Annotated in this window: 14 protein-coding genes; 11 read left to right on the top strand and 3 right to left on the bottom strand. The window is 70.8% G+C overall.

The window, feature by feature from the left end; translation table 11 throughout:
* Positions 1 to 25 precede the first annotated feature (25 nt).
* Together FIP57_RS23340 and FIP57_RS23335 are read left to right on the top strand one after the other, a co-directional pair.
* Positions 26 to 1,594: a hypothetical protein gene (locus FIP57_RS23340; RefSeq protein WP_162529848.1), complete on the top strand. Its 1,569-nt coding sequence runs from the start codon at positions 26 to 28 to the stop codon at positions 1,592 to 1,594.
* A complete protein-coding gene (locus tag FIP57_RS23335; protein WP_162529847.1) occupies positions 1,591 to 2,544 on the top strand; it encodes a zinc-binding dehydrogenase in 954 nt (317 codons plus the stop codon). Before FIP57_RS23340 ends, FIP57_RS23335 begins: the two co-directional genes overlap by 4 nt.
* Before the next feature lie 24 nt (positions 2,545 to 2,568).
* Here FIP57_RS23335 and FIP57_RS17205 read toward each other — a convergent pair whose 3' ends face one another.
* Entirely contained in the window at positions 2,569 to 3,609 is a 1,041-nt protein-coding gene (locus FIP57_RS17205; protein ID WP_162529846.1) for a LacI family DNA-binding transcriptional regulator, read from the bottom strand.
* A 49-nt stretch (positions 3,610 to 3,658) separates the two neighbouring features.
* On the opposite strand from FIP57_RS17205, the gene FIP57_RS17200 reads away from it, so the two are divergent.
* The 7 genes from FIP57_RS17200 (at position 3,659) to FIP57_RS17170 (ending at position 11,177) form a co-directional block, all read left to right on the top strand.
* The gene (locus FIP57_RS17200; RefSeq protein WP_148574792.1) at positions 3,659 to 4,489 is read left to right on the top strand and encodes a helix-turn-helix transcriptional regulator; all 831 of its coding nucleotides are present in this window, start codon (positions 3,659 to 3,661) and stop codon (positions 4,487 to 4,489) included.
* 128 nt (positions 4,490 to 4,617) lie between these two features.
* Complete coding sequence (locus tag FIP57_RS17195; protein WP_148574791.1) at positions 4,618 to 5,940, top strand: ABC transporter substrate-binding protein; 1,323 nt, start codon at positions 4,618 to 4,620, stop codon at positions 5,938 to 5,940.
* Complete coding sequence (locus FIP57_RS17190) at positions 5,940 to 6,938, top strand: carbohydrate ABC transporter permease (RefSeq protein WP_148574790.1); 999 nt, start codon at positions 5,940 to 5,942, stop codon at positions 6,936 to 6,938. Before FIP57_RS17195 ends, FIP57_RS17190 begins: the two co-directional genes overlap by 1 nt.
* 16 nt (positions 6,939 to 6,954) lie before the next feature.
* On the top strand, positions 6,955 to 7,947 hold the full coding sequence (locus FIP57_RS17185; protein WP_148574789.1) for a carbohydrate ABC transporter permease: 993 nt from the start codon (positions 6,955 to 6,957) through the stop codon (positions 7,945 to 7,947).
* Between the two features lies 1 nt (position 7,948).
* Entirely contained in the window at positions 7,949 to 9,151 is a 1,203-nt protein-coding gene (locus tag FIP57_RS17180; protein WP_148574788.1) for a cupin domain-containing protein, read from the top strand.
* A complete protein-coding gene (locus tag FIP57_RS23330) occupies positions 9,148 to 10,149 on the top strand; it encodes a Gfo/Idh/MocA family protein (protein ID WP_162529845.1) in 1,002 nt (333 codons plus the stop codon). The genes FIP57_RS17180 and FIP57_RS23330 overlap by 4 nt, the downstream gene beginning before the upstream one ends.
* Positions 10,146 to 11,177, top strand: coding sequence for a Gfo/Idh/MocA family protein (locus FIP57_RS17170; protein WP_148574787.1), 1,032 nt, complete (start codon positions 10,146 to 10,148; stop codon positions 11,175 to 11,177). Before FIP57_RS23330 ends, FIP57_RS17170 begins: the two co-directional genes overlap by 4 nt.
* A 44-nt stretch (positions 11,178 to 11,221) precedes the next feature.
* Here the strand turns inward: FIP57_RS17170 and FIP57_RS17165 are convergent, their stop codons facing one another.
* Both FIP57_RS17165 and FIP57_RS17160 read right to left on the bottom strand, forming a co-directional pair.
* Positions 11,222 to 12,421 carry an endo-1,4-beta-xylanase gene (locus tag FIP57_RS17165; protein ID WP_148574786.1) on the bottom strand — a complete coding sequence of 400 codons (1,200 nt, stop codon included), beginning with the start codon at positions 12,419 to 12,421 and terminating at the stop codon, positions 11,222 to 11,224.
* Between the two features lie 121 nt (positions 12,422 to 12,542).
* Positions 12,543 to 12,893, bottom strand: coding sequence for a Rieske (2Fe-2S) protein (locus tag FIP57_RS17160; RefSeq protein WP_148574785.1), 351 nt, complete (start codon positions 12,891 to 12,893; stop codon positions 12,543 to 12,545).
* 96 nt (positions 12,894 to 12,989) lie between these two features.
* Between FIP57_RS17160 and FIP57_RS17155 the strand changes: the two genes are divergently transcribed.
* Complete coding sequence (locus tag FIP57_RS17155) at positions 12,990 to 14,108, top strand: amidohydrolase family protein (protein WP_148574784.1); 1,119 nt, start codon at positions 12,990 to 12,992, stop codon at positions 14,106 to 14,108.
* Between the two features lie 150 nt (positions 14,109 to 14,258).
* Positions 14,259 to 15,240: HAMP domain-containing protein (locus FIP57_RS17150; RefSeq protein ID WP_148574783.1), on the top strand; the 982-nt coding region annotated here is incomplete at its 3' end.

The raw sequence follows: 15,240 nt of genomic DNA, 5'->3' as shown, positions 1-15,240 counted from the left end.
GGTCACCGACCTCGTCGAGGAGTGCGTGGTCCGCGACATCCACCAGCGGCCGTGCCACGCGCACTGGGTGGAGTGCCCGGACCGCGAGCACCAGTGCTTCTACATGGACCGCAACAACCCGGTCTGGCGGGAGTACCTCAAGGCCGTCATCCGGATCCAGGTCGACGCCGGCGTCGACGGGATCCAGCTCGACGAGGCCGAGCTGCCGATGGGCGCCTTCCAGTACGGCGCGTGCTTCTGCAAGGACTGCATGAAGGGGTTCCGGGAGCACCTGCGCTCGATGACGCAACCGCCTCCCGAGCTCGAGGGCGTCGACCTCGGTGACTTCCACTACGGCGAGTGGCTGCTCGAGCGCGGCCACGACTTCAAGGAGGGGCGGGAGTCCGCGCCGCTGTTCGGTGACTACTACGCCTTCCAGTGCCGTGCGATCAAGCGCTACTTCGCCGAGCTCGCCGACTACGCGCGCGGCTACGCCCGCTCGGTCGGCCGGGAGATCATCGTCTCCGGCAACTTCTTCAACCTCGAGCCGATGTACCTCGCGCTCGCCGACGACGTCGACCTGGTCATCACCGAGATGCGGAACACGACGTACCGGCAGCCCGAGTGGTACCGCTACGTCGCTGCCTTCTGCGGCGACAAGGACGTCGTCGTCGTCGAGAACCCGTACGGCGGGGTGGTACCCGAGCTCATCGGGCTGCTGGGGAAGGGGAAGGGGCACGACCTGTTCCGGCTCTCGCTCTTCGAGGCGGCGGCCTTCGGGGCGAACATGTCGGTGCCCTACGGCTCGTGGATGGGCAGCGTCATCGAGGACTCGTTCTACGCGCCCCACGGGCTGGCCACGGAGATCCAGGCATTCCTCGCCGACCACGAGCAGCTGTTCGCACGGCGCACGGTCAACGAAGTCGCGGTCGTGTTCAGCGTGGAGAGCACCCGCGAGCTCATCGGCAAGGCCGACGCCAGCGACAACACGACCAACGCGACCGACGCGTCCGTCGTCGTCCCCTACCGGGTCGTGACCGGCACGCTGGCGGGCGCGGCCGTCCCGTTCGACGTGGTGATCTGGGCCGACGGCGTGACCGCGCCGGACCGGGCGTCCGCCGAGGAGCTCCGCCGCTACACCACCGTGGTCCTGCCGGACGTGCACGCGCTCACCGAGGCCCAGGCCGCCGGGGTCGAGGAGTACCTCGCCGGTGGCGGCACGGTCGTGGTCACCGACCGCAGGGCCGCGAACCTGCCCGTCGAGGGCGACCTGCGGACCGCACACCACGACGTCGTCGACGAGCTGCTGCCCCACGGACGCCAGGTCGACACGTCCGCGCCGGTGGCGGCCAACCTGCAGCACCTCGCGGACGGGTCGGTCGCCCTGCACCTGGTGAACTACGACTACGACGCCGCGCTCGACGCGGTGCGGCCGGTGACCGGCGTACCGTTGCGGGTCCGGCTGCCGAAGGACAAGGAGCGCGCGACGATGGTGACCCCGGACGGGCGGCGGACGCCGCTCGACGTGGTCGTCGAGGACGGGGTCCACCGGCTGCACGTCGAGAGCCTCGGGGTCTACACGATCGTGGTGCTCCACGACGGGGAGCTCGGGTGAGGATCGCGGTCCTGCGCGAGGCGCAGCAGTTCTCCCTCGAGGAGGTCGACCCGCCGGAGGCCGGCCGCGGCCAGCTGCTGGTGCGCGTCGTCGCCTCCGGCGTCTGCGCCTCCGAGCTCGAGACGTGGATCGACGGGCCGGCCGGCGGCGAGCCCCGCTACCCGGGCCACGAGGTGAGCGGCGTGGTCGCCGCGGTGGGCCTCGAGGTCACCGGCTGGGCGGTCGGCGAGCGGGTCGCGGTCTGGGTGACCGAGCGCGGCTTCGCGGAGCTGGTCGCGGTGGACGCGGCGTACTGCTTCCCGGCGGGGGACGGGCCCCTCGACGAGGCGCTCGGCGAGCCGCTCGCGTGCGCCGCCAACGCCGTCGAGGCCGCCGACGTCCGGCTCGCCGACGACGTCGTGCTGATCGGCGCCGGGTTCATGGGCAACCTGGTGCAGAAGCTCGTCGCCCTGCGCGGCCCCCGCCAGGTCGTCGTGGCCGACGCGCGCGCCGACGCCCTCGAGCGCGCCGCCCGGCTCGGCGCCACCCGGGTCGTCGACGTGACCCGCGAGTCGCTCCCCGACGTCGTGCGCGAGGTGACCGACGGCCGCGGTGCGGACATCACGTTCGAGTGCACCGGGACGCAGGGCGCGCTCACGACCTGCGGCGACACCACCAGGATGAGCGGGAAGATCGCCGTCGTCGGGTTCCACCAGGGGCCCGACCGGGTGCTGCCGCTGGCGTGGTGGAACTGGATGGCGTTCACGGTCGTCAACGCCCACTTCCGCGAGGTCCCGACGATCATGCGGGGGATGTCCGTCGGGATGCGGTTGCTCGCCTCCGGCGTGCTGTCGATGGACGGGATGGTCAGCCACCGCTTCCCGCTCGAGCGCATCGACGACGCGTTCGCGACGCTGCGCGACAAGCCCGAGGGGTTCGTCAAGGCCGTGGTGACGTTCCCCGAGCCGTGAGTCGCTCGACCCCGGCCCGTGCCCTCACGCGCTGCCCCGGGTGACCAGCGGGCACGGGAGCACCACCGTGCGTCCGCTGCCGGTGTAGCGCCCGGACATCCGGCTGAGCAGGAGATCGCCCGCCGTGCTCCCCGCGTCGTACGCCGGGTTGCGCACGGTGGTCAGCTGGGGCGTGACGATCGTGGCGGCGTCGACGTCGTCGAAGCCGACGATCGCGAGGTCGTCGGGGACCGCGAGCCCCAGCTCGTGGGCGACGTCCATCGCGCCGATCGCCATCAGGTCGTTGGCGCAGAAGACCGCGTCGGGGGGCGGGCTGTGGGCCATCAGCTTCTTCATCGCCTCGTAGCCGCCCTTGCGCGTCCAGTCGCCGCGCACCATGCGCTGGGCGGGCACCTTGCGCTTCGCGGCCTGCATCGCCGCCCGGAACCCTGCGGTGCGCGGAGCGCCGTAGTGCGGCGGCCCCTGGATCATCGCCACCCGCGTGTAGCCCCGGGCGGCGAGGAACGCGCCGGCCTCGCGTGAGCCCGCCTCGTCGTCGGGGACGACCGCGTCGCACAGCGGGTGGTCGAGCTGCTCGCCGATGCAGATGATCGGCGTCGAGGCGTCCGCGGGACCGAACGAGAGCTCGGCGGCCGTCTCGCCGGAGGCGAAGACGATGCCGTCCACCCCGCGGTCCATGACGTCCTCGAAGAACTTGCGCTCGCGCTCGTGCTGGCCGTCGGTGTTGCAGACGTAGGTGCCGTAGCCCGCCGCGTCGACCGCGTCGGCGAGACCGCGCGTCAGCACGGCGTAGAACGGGTTGGTGATGTCGGGGACGACGACCGCGATCATGTGGGACTGGCGGGTGCGCAGGTTGCGGGCCACGAAGTTGGGCCGGTAGCCGAGCTCGCGGATCGCCTCCAGCACCGTGCCCCGAGTCGCGGCGCCGACCACGCGCTTGCCGGACAGGACGTGCGACACCGTCGTCGGGCTCACCCCGGCGCGGCTCGCGACCTGCGCAATGGTCACGCGCGAGCCCGGGGACGACGCTCCGTCCGGGCCGGCAGCCGCCTCACGTGTGGACATGGCGGTACTGTAACGGAGCCCAAATCGATTTGACGCCGATGGATCTCTCGTGACCGACCTCGTGGAGCGGTTCAGCACGGAGTCGCTGCTGCACCCGCGCGCCGGCGTCCGCGTCATGCGGCCGCGCCTCGGCAGCGTCGAGGTCCACTGGCACGACTACTACGAGCTCGGGCTGGTCGTCGCGGGCACCGCACGGCACGTCGTCAACGGCGAGGCGACGACGATCGGGCCGGGGAGCGCGTTCCTGCTGTCGCCCGCCGACTTCCACGCGCTCGAGGTGACGGGGGAGGAGCCGCTCGACTGCTTCAACACCGTCGTCGCCCCGGCCGTCATGGAGCGTGAGCTCGCCGCCCTGGGAACGGGCGGCCTCGACGGATTCCCGTGGCGTGCCGACGGGTTCTCCGGTGCCGCGGACGACCTTGCACGGCTGCGCTCCGAGCTCGAGGATCCGCGGTGGGGCAGCGCACGCCTCGCCGAGGGGCTGCTGGCCTGCCTGCTGGTGGAGCTGGCGCGCCGCGCGGCGGTGGACGGCTCCGAGCCTGCCGGAGGAGGCCGTGCGGACGAGCGGGATGGGGTCCGTGACGCGGTGCTCTTCGTCGACCGGCACTTCCGCGACCCGATCACGCTGGCGGACGCTGCAGCGCGTGCCCACCTGTCGCCGAACTGGTTCAGCGAGCGGTTCCGGCAGCACACCGGGATGGCGTTCCAGGAGTACCTCCAGGCGAGCCGGTTGCGGTTCGCGCGGTCGCTGCTCGCCTCGACTTCGCTGTCGGTCACCGAGGTCTGTCATGCGGCGGGGTTCGGCAGCCTCTCGCACTTCGGACGCGCCTACCGCAGGAGGTACGGCACGGCTCCGTCTCGGTCACGTCACAATGTGTGACCGACACCACCTTCATCCATTGACAAACGCCCGACCACGGCGCAGGCTTCCCGACCAGGAGGCCAATCGATTTGCACCGGTCGCTCTGGCTCTCTGTCGACGCCGTCCGAGAAGAGGGAGCGGGTGCAGTGAGGTATCACAAGTCCTGGAGGATCCCGGCGATCGTCGCCCTGACCATCGTGGCCGGCACGGGGCTCGCCGCTTGCGGCGGCGGTGACGGCGACGACGAGCCTCGCGCCGACGTCGGCAAGGGCGAGGGGCCGGTGGAGGAGCCTTCCGAGCCGCAGACCGTCACGTTCTTCTCGTGGGTGGGCAACCAGCCGCAGATGAAGCAGATGAAGGCGGAGTTCGAGAAGGAGTACCCGAACATCACGATCAAGTTCGAGAACGCTCCCGCTGAGCAGGCCCAGCAGGTGCTCAGCACCCGCATCGCCGGCAACAACGCGCCCGACGTGGCCTACATCAACGCCAGCGACACCGCCGACTACGCGTCCCGCGGCGCCCTGGTGGACCTCGAGAACTACATGTCCCGCAGCGAGGTCGTGAAGTCCGACGACTACGTCGACGCGTTCAAGACCTTCGTCACCTACGACGACACGATGTGGGGGCTCCCGTACGACGGCGAGACCACCGGGCTCTTCTACCGCACCGACCTGTTCGAGGAGGCCGGCATCGCCGAGCCCCCGGCGACGTGGGAGGAGTTCGCCGACGCCGCCGAGCAGCTCACCGACGAGAGCAAGGACCAGTACGGCTTCGAGATGTTCGCGACCGAGTCGGCGTACTACTGGTACCCGTGGCTCTACCAGGCGGGCGGGGACGTGCTGACCGAGGACGGCACGGACATCGCGTTCGACAGCGAGGAGGGGATGAAGGCCGCCGAGTTCTACGTGGACCTCGCGCAGTACTCGCCGCCGGACTACTTCAACTCCAACTCCTACGACGGCCGCGTGGCCTTCGCCCAGGGAGACGTCGCGATGTACGTCGCCGGAGCCTGGTTCGCCGGGACGCTCGCCGACGAGTTCCCGCAGATCGACGGCAAGTGGGCTGCGGCTCCGTTGCCGGAGGGCGACGCCGGCTGCAAGACCACGATCGCCGGTGACTCATTGGTCATGTTCGACGACACCGAGGTCTCCGACGCGGCGTGGCTGTGGATGGAGTTCCTCTCCCGTCCCGAGAACCTCGCCGACTGGACCTACAAGACCGAGGGCACCCTGCTGCCCCCGACGCGGTCGCTGCTCGAGAGCGAGGACCTGGAGAAGGAGAAGCCGATCCTCAAGCCCTTCGCGGAGCTGATGGAGTGCGGCGTGGCGAGCACCGTGAACAACCCGAAGTACCCGCGGGTCGAGACCATCCTCAACGAGGAGCTCGGCAAGGCGATCTACGGTGACGTGACTGCCCGGGAGGCCGTGGAGAGCGCTGCCGAGCAGGGCCGCGCGATCCTGTCTCGCTGATGGCCGCATCGCACCTGACGGCCGGCACCGACGCCGCGACCCCCGCCCCCGAGGTCGGGGGGCGGCGGTCGCGGCGGAAGGCCAAGCCGAACATCCCGCACGAGAACCGACCCGGCCTCGGCGGCCGGATCTGGGGCGAACGGTCCGCGTACTTCTTCCTGCTTCCCGGGATGATCATCTTCTCGGTCTTCACCCTGGGCGCTCTCGTGTTCGGCTTCTGGCTCACCTTCCGCCGGTGGAGCATCATCGAGCCGGAGAAGCCGTTCGTCGGCCTCGACAACTACCGGGACATGGTCGGTGACGAGCGGTTCGTCGAGTCGGTGCTGAACACGGCGTACTTCACCGGGGCGTCGGTGCCGCTGCACATGGCGATCGGGCTGCTGCTCGCGCTCCTGCTCAACCTGCCGTTCCGGTTCCGTGGCATCTTCCGGACCGCCTTCTACCTGCCGGTCGTGACGCCCTTCGTGGTCTCCGCGATCCTCTGGAAGTGGCTCTACAACGGGGACTACGGGCTCTTCAACCACTACCTGCTCGAGCTGCACATCATCGACGAGCCGCTGCTGTGGCTCTCCGACAAGAACCTCGCCATGCCCGGCGTCATCCTGATGAGCGTCTGGGCGAGCGTCGGCTTCTCGATGGTCGTCTACCTCGCCGGGCTCCAGGCGATCCCCGAGGAGCTCTACGAGTCGGCCCGGATCGACGGGTGCGGTCCCCTGCGGCGGCTGTGGTACATCACGATCCCGATGCTCCGCCCGACGACGGTGTTCCTGCTGGTCCTCGGGATCATCGGGTCGCTGCAGGTCTTCACGCAGATCTACATCATGACCAGCGGCGGACCGGTCAACAAGACGACCACGATGGTCTATTACATGTACCTCTGGGGCTTCAAGTACTTCGACATGGGCTACGCCAGCACCCTCGCCTTCGCGCTGTTCGCGATGCTGCTGGTCTTCACCGCCCTGCAGCTGCGGCTGATGAGACAGGGGTACGACACGTGACCGACCGTGAGCACGCATGAGCGGCGTCGTCGACGGGCACGAGGTGCGCTCGTCCGCACCCGTGGTGACCCAGCCCGAGAAGCCGAGGAAGAAACCGAAGGAAGGCAACAGCCAGTTCGGGCTGCGACAGAAGCTGCTGACCTACCTGGTGCTGACGCCGCTCGCGCTGCTCTTCGTGGCGCCCTTCGCGTGGCTGGTGAGCGCCTCCTTCCAGCCCATGGGCGAGATCTTCTCCTCCACCCCGCACTGGATCCCGGAGGACCCCACGACGTCGGGGTACAAGGGGTTCCTCAACATCGGTGAGCTGACCAAGGCCCAGCAGGGTCAGGGGCACGGCGAGTGGCGGTGGTTCCTCAACAGCGCGTTCGTGGCGATCACGATCACCGTCCTCCAGACCTTCTTCAACGCGCTCTGCGCCTACGTCTTCGCGAAGCGGAAGTTCCCCGGACGCAACACGATCTTCATCCTGTTCCTGGCCACGATGATGGTGCCCGGGCAGATCACCCTGATCGCGAACTACCTGATCATCCAGCACGTGCCGTTCTTCGGCGGCAACGACTGGACGGGCAACGGTGGCCACGGGTGGCTGGACTCCTACTGGGGGCTGATCATGCCGGGCATCGTCTCGGCGTTCGGGATCTTCCTGCTGCGGCAGTACATGCTGTCGATCCCCGACCAGCTGCTCGAGGCCGCGCGCATCGACGGGGCAGGGGAGTTCCGCATCTTCTGGACCGTGGTGCTGCCGTTGTGCACCCCCGCGCTCGCCGCCAACGCGATCTTCACCTTCCAGAGCGCCTGGGAGGACTTCTTCTGGCCACTGGTCATCATGACCGACCCGGAGAAGATGACGGTCCCCGTCGGGCTGGCGCTCTTCGTCGTGCAGAACAAGACCTCGTGGACCCTGCTCTTCGCGGGCTCGGTCATCGCCACGTTGCCGATGATCATCGTCTTCATGATCTTCCAGCGTCAGTTCGTCCAGGGCATCGCGCTCACCGGGGTGAAGGGCTGACATGGAGCCGGCTGCGACACGCGGCGTCCTCGAGCAGCTGCTCGAGCAGGGCGATGGTGTCCTCCGGTGCGAGCCGGCATGGGTGGCCCGCGACCTCGTCCCGCCGGGACGGCGGCTCGGGCTGCCCGAGGACGCCTACGACGTGGGCGAGCGCGGGGCGATCTGCGAGCGGTGGCTCGCCTCGACGACGCGGGCGGACAACCGGGTCGGCCCGGACGACGAAGGGCTCAGCCACCTCGTCGGCGAGCACGGCGAGCGGCTGCTGCTCCGCGACGCGGTGGCCGCCGACCCCGTCGCGGTCATGGGGGAGGAGTACGCCGCCTCCCACCCGGCGGGGCTCGGCCGGCTCGCCAAGCTGTTCGACTACGCGGCCCGGTTGCCGTACCACATCCACCCGCCGCAGGAGTACGCCGCGCTCGTCGGGTGCAACGCGAAGGACGAGTCCTACCACTTCCTGGGCGGCGTCGACCTCGGCGCCCACCCCGAGACCTTCTTCGGCGTGCACCCGTGGATCGCCGAGCAGCGGGCCCACGAGGTGCTGCTGCCCTACCTCGTCGACTGGGACAGCGACCTGATCCTGCGCCACGCGCGCGCGGAGCTCCAGGTCGTCGGTGAGGGGTTCCACGTCCCCAGTGGCGTCCTGCACGCGCCCGGCACGGCGCTCACGCTCGAGCTCCAGGAGGACTCCGACGTGCTCGCGATGTTCCAAGCGCTCAACGCCGGCCGGATCATCTCCAAGGAGCTGCTCTTCAAGGACGTCCGGCCGCAGGACCGCGAGCGGGAGGGGGAGCGGTTCCCGCTGCGCTTCGTCGACTGGGAGACCAACGGGGACCCATGGTTCTACGAGAACCGCCACCTCTCCCCGCAACAGGTGCTCGGCGCCGACAGCGCCGGTCAGGAGAGCTGGGTCTTCTACAACACCACCAAGTACGCCGGGAAGCGGATCGTCGTCCCGCACGGGGCCACCCACCGGCTGCAGGAGCCCGGCGTGCACAGCGTCTTCGTGTGGTCGGGTAGCGGCACGTACGCCGGCGTCGACGTCGAGGGTGGGGTGCCCGGTCGCGACGAGCTGGTGCTCACCCACGCGGCCGCCACCTGGGTGCACGAGGTGACCTGCACCGGCACCGAGGAGCTCGTGGCGTTCTCCTTCTTCGGCCCGGACCTCCAGCCCACCGCCCCGTCGATCGAGGTCCGGCGGGGGTGAGCCGCACCCTCACGGTGGGGCTGCTCGGGGCCGGGCTGATCGCCGGGGTGCACGCCCGCGCCTACCGGGTCGACCCCGGTGTGCGGCTCGTGGCGGTGGCAGACCCGGCCGCCGGGAAGGCCGACCGGCTCGCACGGGAGCACGGCGCCGAGGTCGTCGACGGTGTCACCGGGTTGCTGGACGCGGGCGTCGACGTGGTCGACGTGTGCACGCCGCCGACGGCCCACGCAGAGGCGACGATCACGGCGCTCGACGCGGGGCGCCACGTGATCTGCGAGAAGCCGTTGACCCGCACGATGGAGGAGGGACGCCGGGTGGTGCGGGCCGCGGAGCGCGCGCCCGGGCTGCTGATGGTCGGTCACGCCGCGCGGTTCGAACCCGACCACCGCACGGCCCGCGACGTCGCGGTGTCGGGGCGGATCGGCGAGGTGCGCATGGTCACGCACTCGACCGCCAGCGCACTCCCGGGCTGGAGCGAGGCCGGGTGGCTGGCGGACCCGACGGTGTCCGGGGGACCGCTGCTCGACCAGGCGGTGCACGCCTTCGACTACGCGCGGTGGCTGGTCGGGAGCCCAGCGGTGCGGGTGACCTGCATGGCGGCCGACAGCGGGGCCGGTCCCCGGACCTACACGCTGACTACCGTGCGCTACCGCAACGGCGCCCTGGCGCACGTCGAGTGCAGCTGGGCGCACCCGGCGGGCCGCGGGTTCAAGCTCGGCTGCGAGGTGGTCGGGACGGCCGGCCGCGTGGCATGGAGCTACGACCACCTCATGGGCGGCGTGCTCCACCCGCGCGACGGCGACGCCGAGTGGTTCGACGTGCTGGCCGACCGCGGGTTCACCAGCGAGCTCGCCGCCTTCTTCGCCGCGGTCCGGCAGGGTGGCCCCTCGCCGGTGCCCGCTGCCGAGGCCCTCGAGGCGCTGCACACCGCCCTGGGCGCCCTCGAGTCCGCGCGGACCGGACGCTCCGTGGACCTCACCTCGTGGGAGCGGACGTGAGCCGGCAGCTCGGGATCGCGGTGCTCGGCGCCGCACACATGCCGCACGCCTGGGCCTACGTGCGCGCGTTCACCTCGATGGAGGGGGTCCGGCTCGTCGGGGTCCACGACGTCGACCGCGAGCACACGCGCTGGATCGAGCGGGACTTCGCCGCGCCGTACGCCGGTGACGCCGACGTGCTCCTCGGGAGCCCGGACGTCGACGCGGTCGTCGTGTGCAGCGCGAACGCCGACCATCGCGACCACGTCGAGCGGGCCGCGGCCGCCGGCAAGCACGTGCTCTGCGAGAAGCCACTGGCGACGACGGTCGAGGACGCCGAGGCGATGGTGGCGTGCTGCGAGGCGGCAGGCGTGCAGCTCCACGTCGCGTTCGTCGCCCGGTTCCTGCCCCTCGTGGCGCGCGCCCGGGCCGCCGTGCGGCAGGGCCGGATCGGGGAGCTCGTCGGCGTCGTCGGCGGCAACCGTGGCCGCCCGCCGCTGCCGCCCGGTCACCCCGCCTGGATCACCGACCCGGTCGCCGCCGGCGGTGGCGCGCTGATCGACCACTCGGTGCACGTCACCGACGCGGTGCGCCACGTGACGGGGTCCGAGGTCACGCACGTGTCGGCCGAGGCGGGCGCCCTGCTGTGGGGGTGCGACGTCGACGACACCGCGGTGCTCACCCTGCGCCTCGACAACGGGGCGGTGGGCAGCGTGGACCCGAGCTGGTCGGTGCCGGCCGGCAACCCCTGGGACCACGACTTCTACCTCCGCCTGGTCGGCGCGGAGGGCTCCCTGGACCTCTGGGACGGCGCCGAGGCCGTGCACGTGGTCGCGGCCGGCGTCGGCGAGCGATCACCGGCCGGGCTGCGGCACGAGTCCTTCGCCGAGGACGCCGACCGCGCGATGCTCGAGGCGTTCGTCGCGTCCGTGCGTGCCGGCACCCTGCTCGAGCCGTGCGCGTCGGGGGTCGACGGGGTGCGGGCGCTGGAGGTCGCGGTGGCGGGCTACCGGTCCGCTCGGCTCGGGCAGGTCGTGGAGCTCCGATAGCCCGCCGTCCTCGGCGCCCCCCTCGGTGCTGGCGGCGGGGGTGCTCAGCGCCCCTTCTCGAGCTTCCAGAGCTGCCGGCGTTCGGGGGCGTGCTTGAACGCGTTGCTGATCGCGGTGTATGCGGGCTTGGGACGGAGCCGGCGGTCGAACGCCAGCGGGCGCCGGTGGCCGCCGTCCTCGCGCGGCTGGTCCTCGTCGAGCCAGGTGTAACGGTCGGTCAGCCCGAACGCGACCACCGCCTTGACTGCCTTCTCGTCGAGGGTGACGTCGAGGTAGCGGCGGTAGGTGTCGGCGACGGCCTGGTCCCGCTTGACGATGTTGCGCGGCAGCCCCTCGTCGAGCACGTCGAGCTCGGTGATCAGGATCTTCAGGTCGCGGTCGGCGATCTCCCGCAGGAAGCCGCGGTAGCCGCGCTCGTCGAACTTCCGGCCGAAGCCGTCGGCGAGCAGGTGGCCCTGGATGCCCACGGCCTGGACCGGCACCTTGCGGTCGAGGAGCCAGTCGACGGCCTTGAGGAACGCGCGGCGACGTGGCTCCGGGCGGTCGCCCCACTCGTTGACCGTCTCGAAGCCGAACTCGTTGATGATCCGCAGCGCCTTGGGGTCGCCCTGCTCGGCCAGGTGGAAGGACTTCTCGACATAGCTCGGGCCGATCGTGCTGAACCACGGCACGTTGGTGCGGAACCCGTGCTTGTTGCGCTCCTCGGGGTCGGTCACCTCGTTGGCGACGATCCAGCCGTTCATCCGCCCCTTGTAGTGCGCGACCTGCTTCCGGATCACGCCGTAGAGCAGCCGCCGCGCCTCCTTGCGGCTCAACCCCCAGAGGTCGTCATCGGTCCACCCCTCGCCGAACCCCTCGTCCCAGGCGAGGTGCGCGCCGATCGTGAGCTGCTTGTTGCTCTCGGCGAAGTCGATGATCTGGTCACCGGGACCAAAATTCAGTGGCGCATCGGGGCTGGGTTTGAGCTGGTACCACAGCAGGTCGTCCTCGGTGAACAGCAATCCCGCCTCGCGTGCGTGCAGCCGCGGGTAGCCCTTGTCGAGCTGCCAGGTGGCGATCGACGAGCCGAAGACGATGCCCTTGCGGGCAGCCTGCTTCCACAGCGGGGCACGCCCGGTCGGCGGGAGGGACGGGGCTCCCGTCCCCGCGACCGCGGGGGCTGCGACCCCGGACGCGACGCCGGCGGCGGCCGCTGCCGCTGCTCCCACCAGCAGGGATCGTCTGGAGACGGTGCTCTCGGTCATCACGGCGCTCCTCGGAGTCGGTGGTGCGAGACGGGTGCGGACGGCGTGTGACGGCAGTCACGCAAATCGATTGCGTCCGACCGTAGAGCCACGAGCGCGGGGTCGCAAGGGGGCGGGGCGCTCAGGTGTGGAGCACGACGTCGCCGTCGCGCTCGGACACCCGGTAGGTGCGCAACCCGACGCGGTCGGGCTCGAGCAGCGACCGGCCCGAGCGGAGGTCGAACTCCCAGCCGTGCCACGGGCAGCGGATGACCTCGCCGTCCATGCCGTAGACCAGCGTGTGCGGGGCGGACGCCAGGAGCGTCCCGCCGACCGAGCCGGCGCACATCGACGCCCCCATGTGCGGGCACCGGTCGTGGATCGCGAAGAACTCCTCGCCGACGCTCACCACGCCGACCGGCCGCCCCTCGACCTCGACCACCCGGCACCCCTCGGCGCGCAGCTCCTCCACGCTCCCCAGCCTGATCTCCACGGCGAACCCCTATCGCGGTGCCAAACGATTTGCTAAGCATGACCCTGACGGATCGGGCCGTCATTCCGCAACGGTTGCCCACGCCTGGAGCTGCGCATGACCGAGACGCTCGGCCCCGACGACCTCGTCGACTGCGACGTCCACCCGATCATGAAGCGTGGGTTGGCCGACCTGTCGCCGTACCTCTCGCAGGCGGAGCGTCGCCGGCTCGGCCTCGACGAGCGGCGGAACCTGACCACCGTCGGCCACCGGGAAGCCGTCTCGATCCCACGCAACACCCTCTACGTCAACCAGGCCGGCGTGCTGCGGGACGACGCGCGTGCTCCCGACGGCTCGGCGCCCGGCGCGGACCCGGCGTTCACGGCCCACCAGCTCCTCGACGGCAACCGGGTGTCGAGGGCCGTGCTGATCGGGGGAGAGGTGCTCGGGCTGGGCGCGATGCCGGATCCCGACGCCGCGGCGCTCATCGCGTCGGCGTACAACGACTGGCTGGCCGACACCTGGCTGTCGGCCGATCCCCGCTACCGCGGCAACCTCGTCGTCGCGGCGCAGGACCCGCAGCTCGCCGCGGCCGAGGTCCGGCGTGCCGGAGCGGACCGGAGGTTCGTCGCGGTGCTGCTCCCACTCACCAACCTGCTCATGGGGGAGCGGCACTACTACCCCGTCTACGAGGCCGCGGCAGAGCTCGGGCTGCCGGTCACGGTGCACCCCAACTCCGGCGAGGGGATCTTCCGCACCTCGCCGCCGATGGCCGGCGGCACCCCCACCTACTACGTCGAGTGGCATGCCGGGCTCAGCCAGGTGTTCCAGGCCAACGTCATCAGCCTCGTCTGCCACGGCGTCTTCGAGCGGTTCCCGGAGATGAAGGTGGTGCTCACCGAGGGGGGGCTGGGCTGGGTCCCCGACGTCATGTGGCGGCTCGACAAGAACGTGAAGGGGCTCCGCGACGAGGTGCCGTGGGTCCGCCGGCTGCCGAGCGAGTACATCGTCGACCACGTCCGGTTCACGAGCCAGCCGATGCCCGAGCCGAGGCGCCGGCACCACCTGCACGTGCTCTGCGAGATCGCCCATGCGGAGCGGACGCTGATGTACAGCTCGGACTACCCACACTGGGACTACGACGACCCGCGGCACGCACTGACCACATTGCCGGCGGAGCTCCGTCAGCGGGTCAGGGTCGACAACGCGGTCGAGACGTACGGCGACCGCCTCTGAGCACGCCGGAAGGGGATCGACGTGTCGAGCCTTCCGCGAACCGCCGACTGGGCCAACCCCTCAGGAACCTCGTCTCCCGGCCGATGACACCGGCGCGGGGGTCGAGACCCGGCTTCCGCGCGTCACCACGAGCACGGGAAGCACACACACATGCGCACGATCACCCGTCGGCTGAGGAACCTCCGGATCGGGGTTCGGCTGGCTGTCATCCTCACCCTCTGCGGCCTCTGCATCGGGGCCGCCGCCTACAACGGGCTCTCCTCGCAGAGCCGGTCGGACGCGTTCCAGGAGGACATGAACGCCGTGCAGGACGGCCGCCAGATCGCCGACGAGCTGCTGATCTCCATCAACGACGTCACCGGCTGGCAGGGGCTCTACCTCGCCGACGCCGCGGCGTACGGTGTGGAGCGCGCGCTCGGCCCGGACGGCTACAACGCCCAGGGGCTCGCGGACGCCAAGAAGGGCGTCGAGGAGCTCTTCGCCACCGCGGACACCTCGGGGCTGACCGCGGACGAGAAGGCCGTCGTCGCCGAGACCGAGGAGCAGTTCACGCAGTTCTTCGCCGAGGACGCGAAGATCCAGCAGCGGCTCCGCACCGACGGGGTCTCGGCGCTGCCCGGGATCATGAAGAGCATCAACGGCGGTGACGCCGGCGCAGCCTGGAGCGCGGTCTACGACGCCACCGACCGGCTCAAGGTGATGATCGACGAGCGGCTCGCGGAGATGCGCGCCGAGCTCCAGTCGATGAAGGACTCCGGCCGCCGCTCGGTGTACGTCGGGCTGCTGCTCGCTGTCGTCCTGGCCACCGGGCTGGTGCGAGTGCTGGTGCGCTCCATCACCCGGCCGGTGGGCGAGACCGTCGCTGCCCTCCGCGAGGTCGCCGAGGGTCGGCTCGGCACCCGGGTCGACGTCGTCGGCAAGGACGAGGTCGCCGACATGGGCACCGCCCTCAACGTCGCGCTGGACCGGATGAGCGAGACGCTGCGCGGCATCGAGGCCAGCTCCCAGGCGTTGGCGTCGGCGTCGGAGGAGCTGTCGAGCGTGTCGATGCAGATGTCGGGGTCGGCGCAGGAGTCGGCGTCGCAGTCGGAGCTGGTCTCGGCGGCGGCGGAGCAGGTGACGCGGAACGTGC

Source organism: Nocardioides caldifontis (genome assembly GCF_008087345.1).
GTDB lineage: Bacteria > Actinomycetota > Actinomycetes > Propionibacteriales > Nocardioidaceae > Marmoricola_A > Marmoricola_A caldifontis.
Note: the sequence above shows the minus strand (reverse complement) of the source record. Positions and strands in the feature narration are given on the sequence as shown.

Bases quoted from the DNA above. Each gene is read 5' to 3' on its own strand.
- FIP57_RS17205 (WP_162529846.1), bottom strand. From the start codon at position 3,609: ATGTCCACACGTGAGGCGGCTGCCGGCCCGGACGGAGCGTCGTCCCCG.
- FIP57_RS17190 (WP_148574790.1), top strand. From the start codon at position 5,940: ATGGCCGCATCGCACCTGACGGCCGGCACCGACGCCGCGACCCCCGCC.
- FIP57_RS17185 (WP_148574789.1), top strand. From the start codon at position 6,955: ATGAGCGGCGTCGTCGACGGGCACGAGGTGCGCTCGTCCGCACCCGTG.
- FIP57_RS17180 (WP_148574788.1), top strand. From the start codon at position 7,949: ATGGAGCCGGCTGCGACACGCGGCGTCCTCGAGCAGCTGCTCGAGCAG.
- FIP57_RS17165 (WP_148574786.1), bottom strand. From the start codon at position 12,421: ATGACCGAGAGCACCGTCTCCAGACGATCCCTGCTGGTGGGAGCAGCG.
- FIP57_RS17155 (WP_148574784.1), top strand. From the start codon at position 12,990: ATGACCGAGACGCTCGGCCCCGACGACCTCGTCGACTGCGACGTCCAC.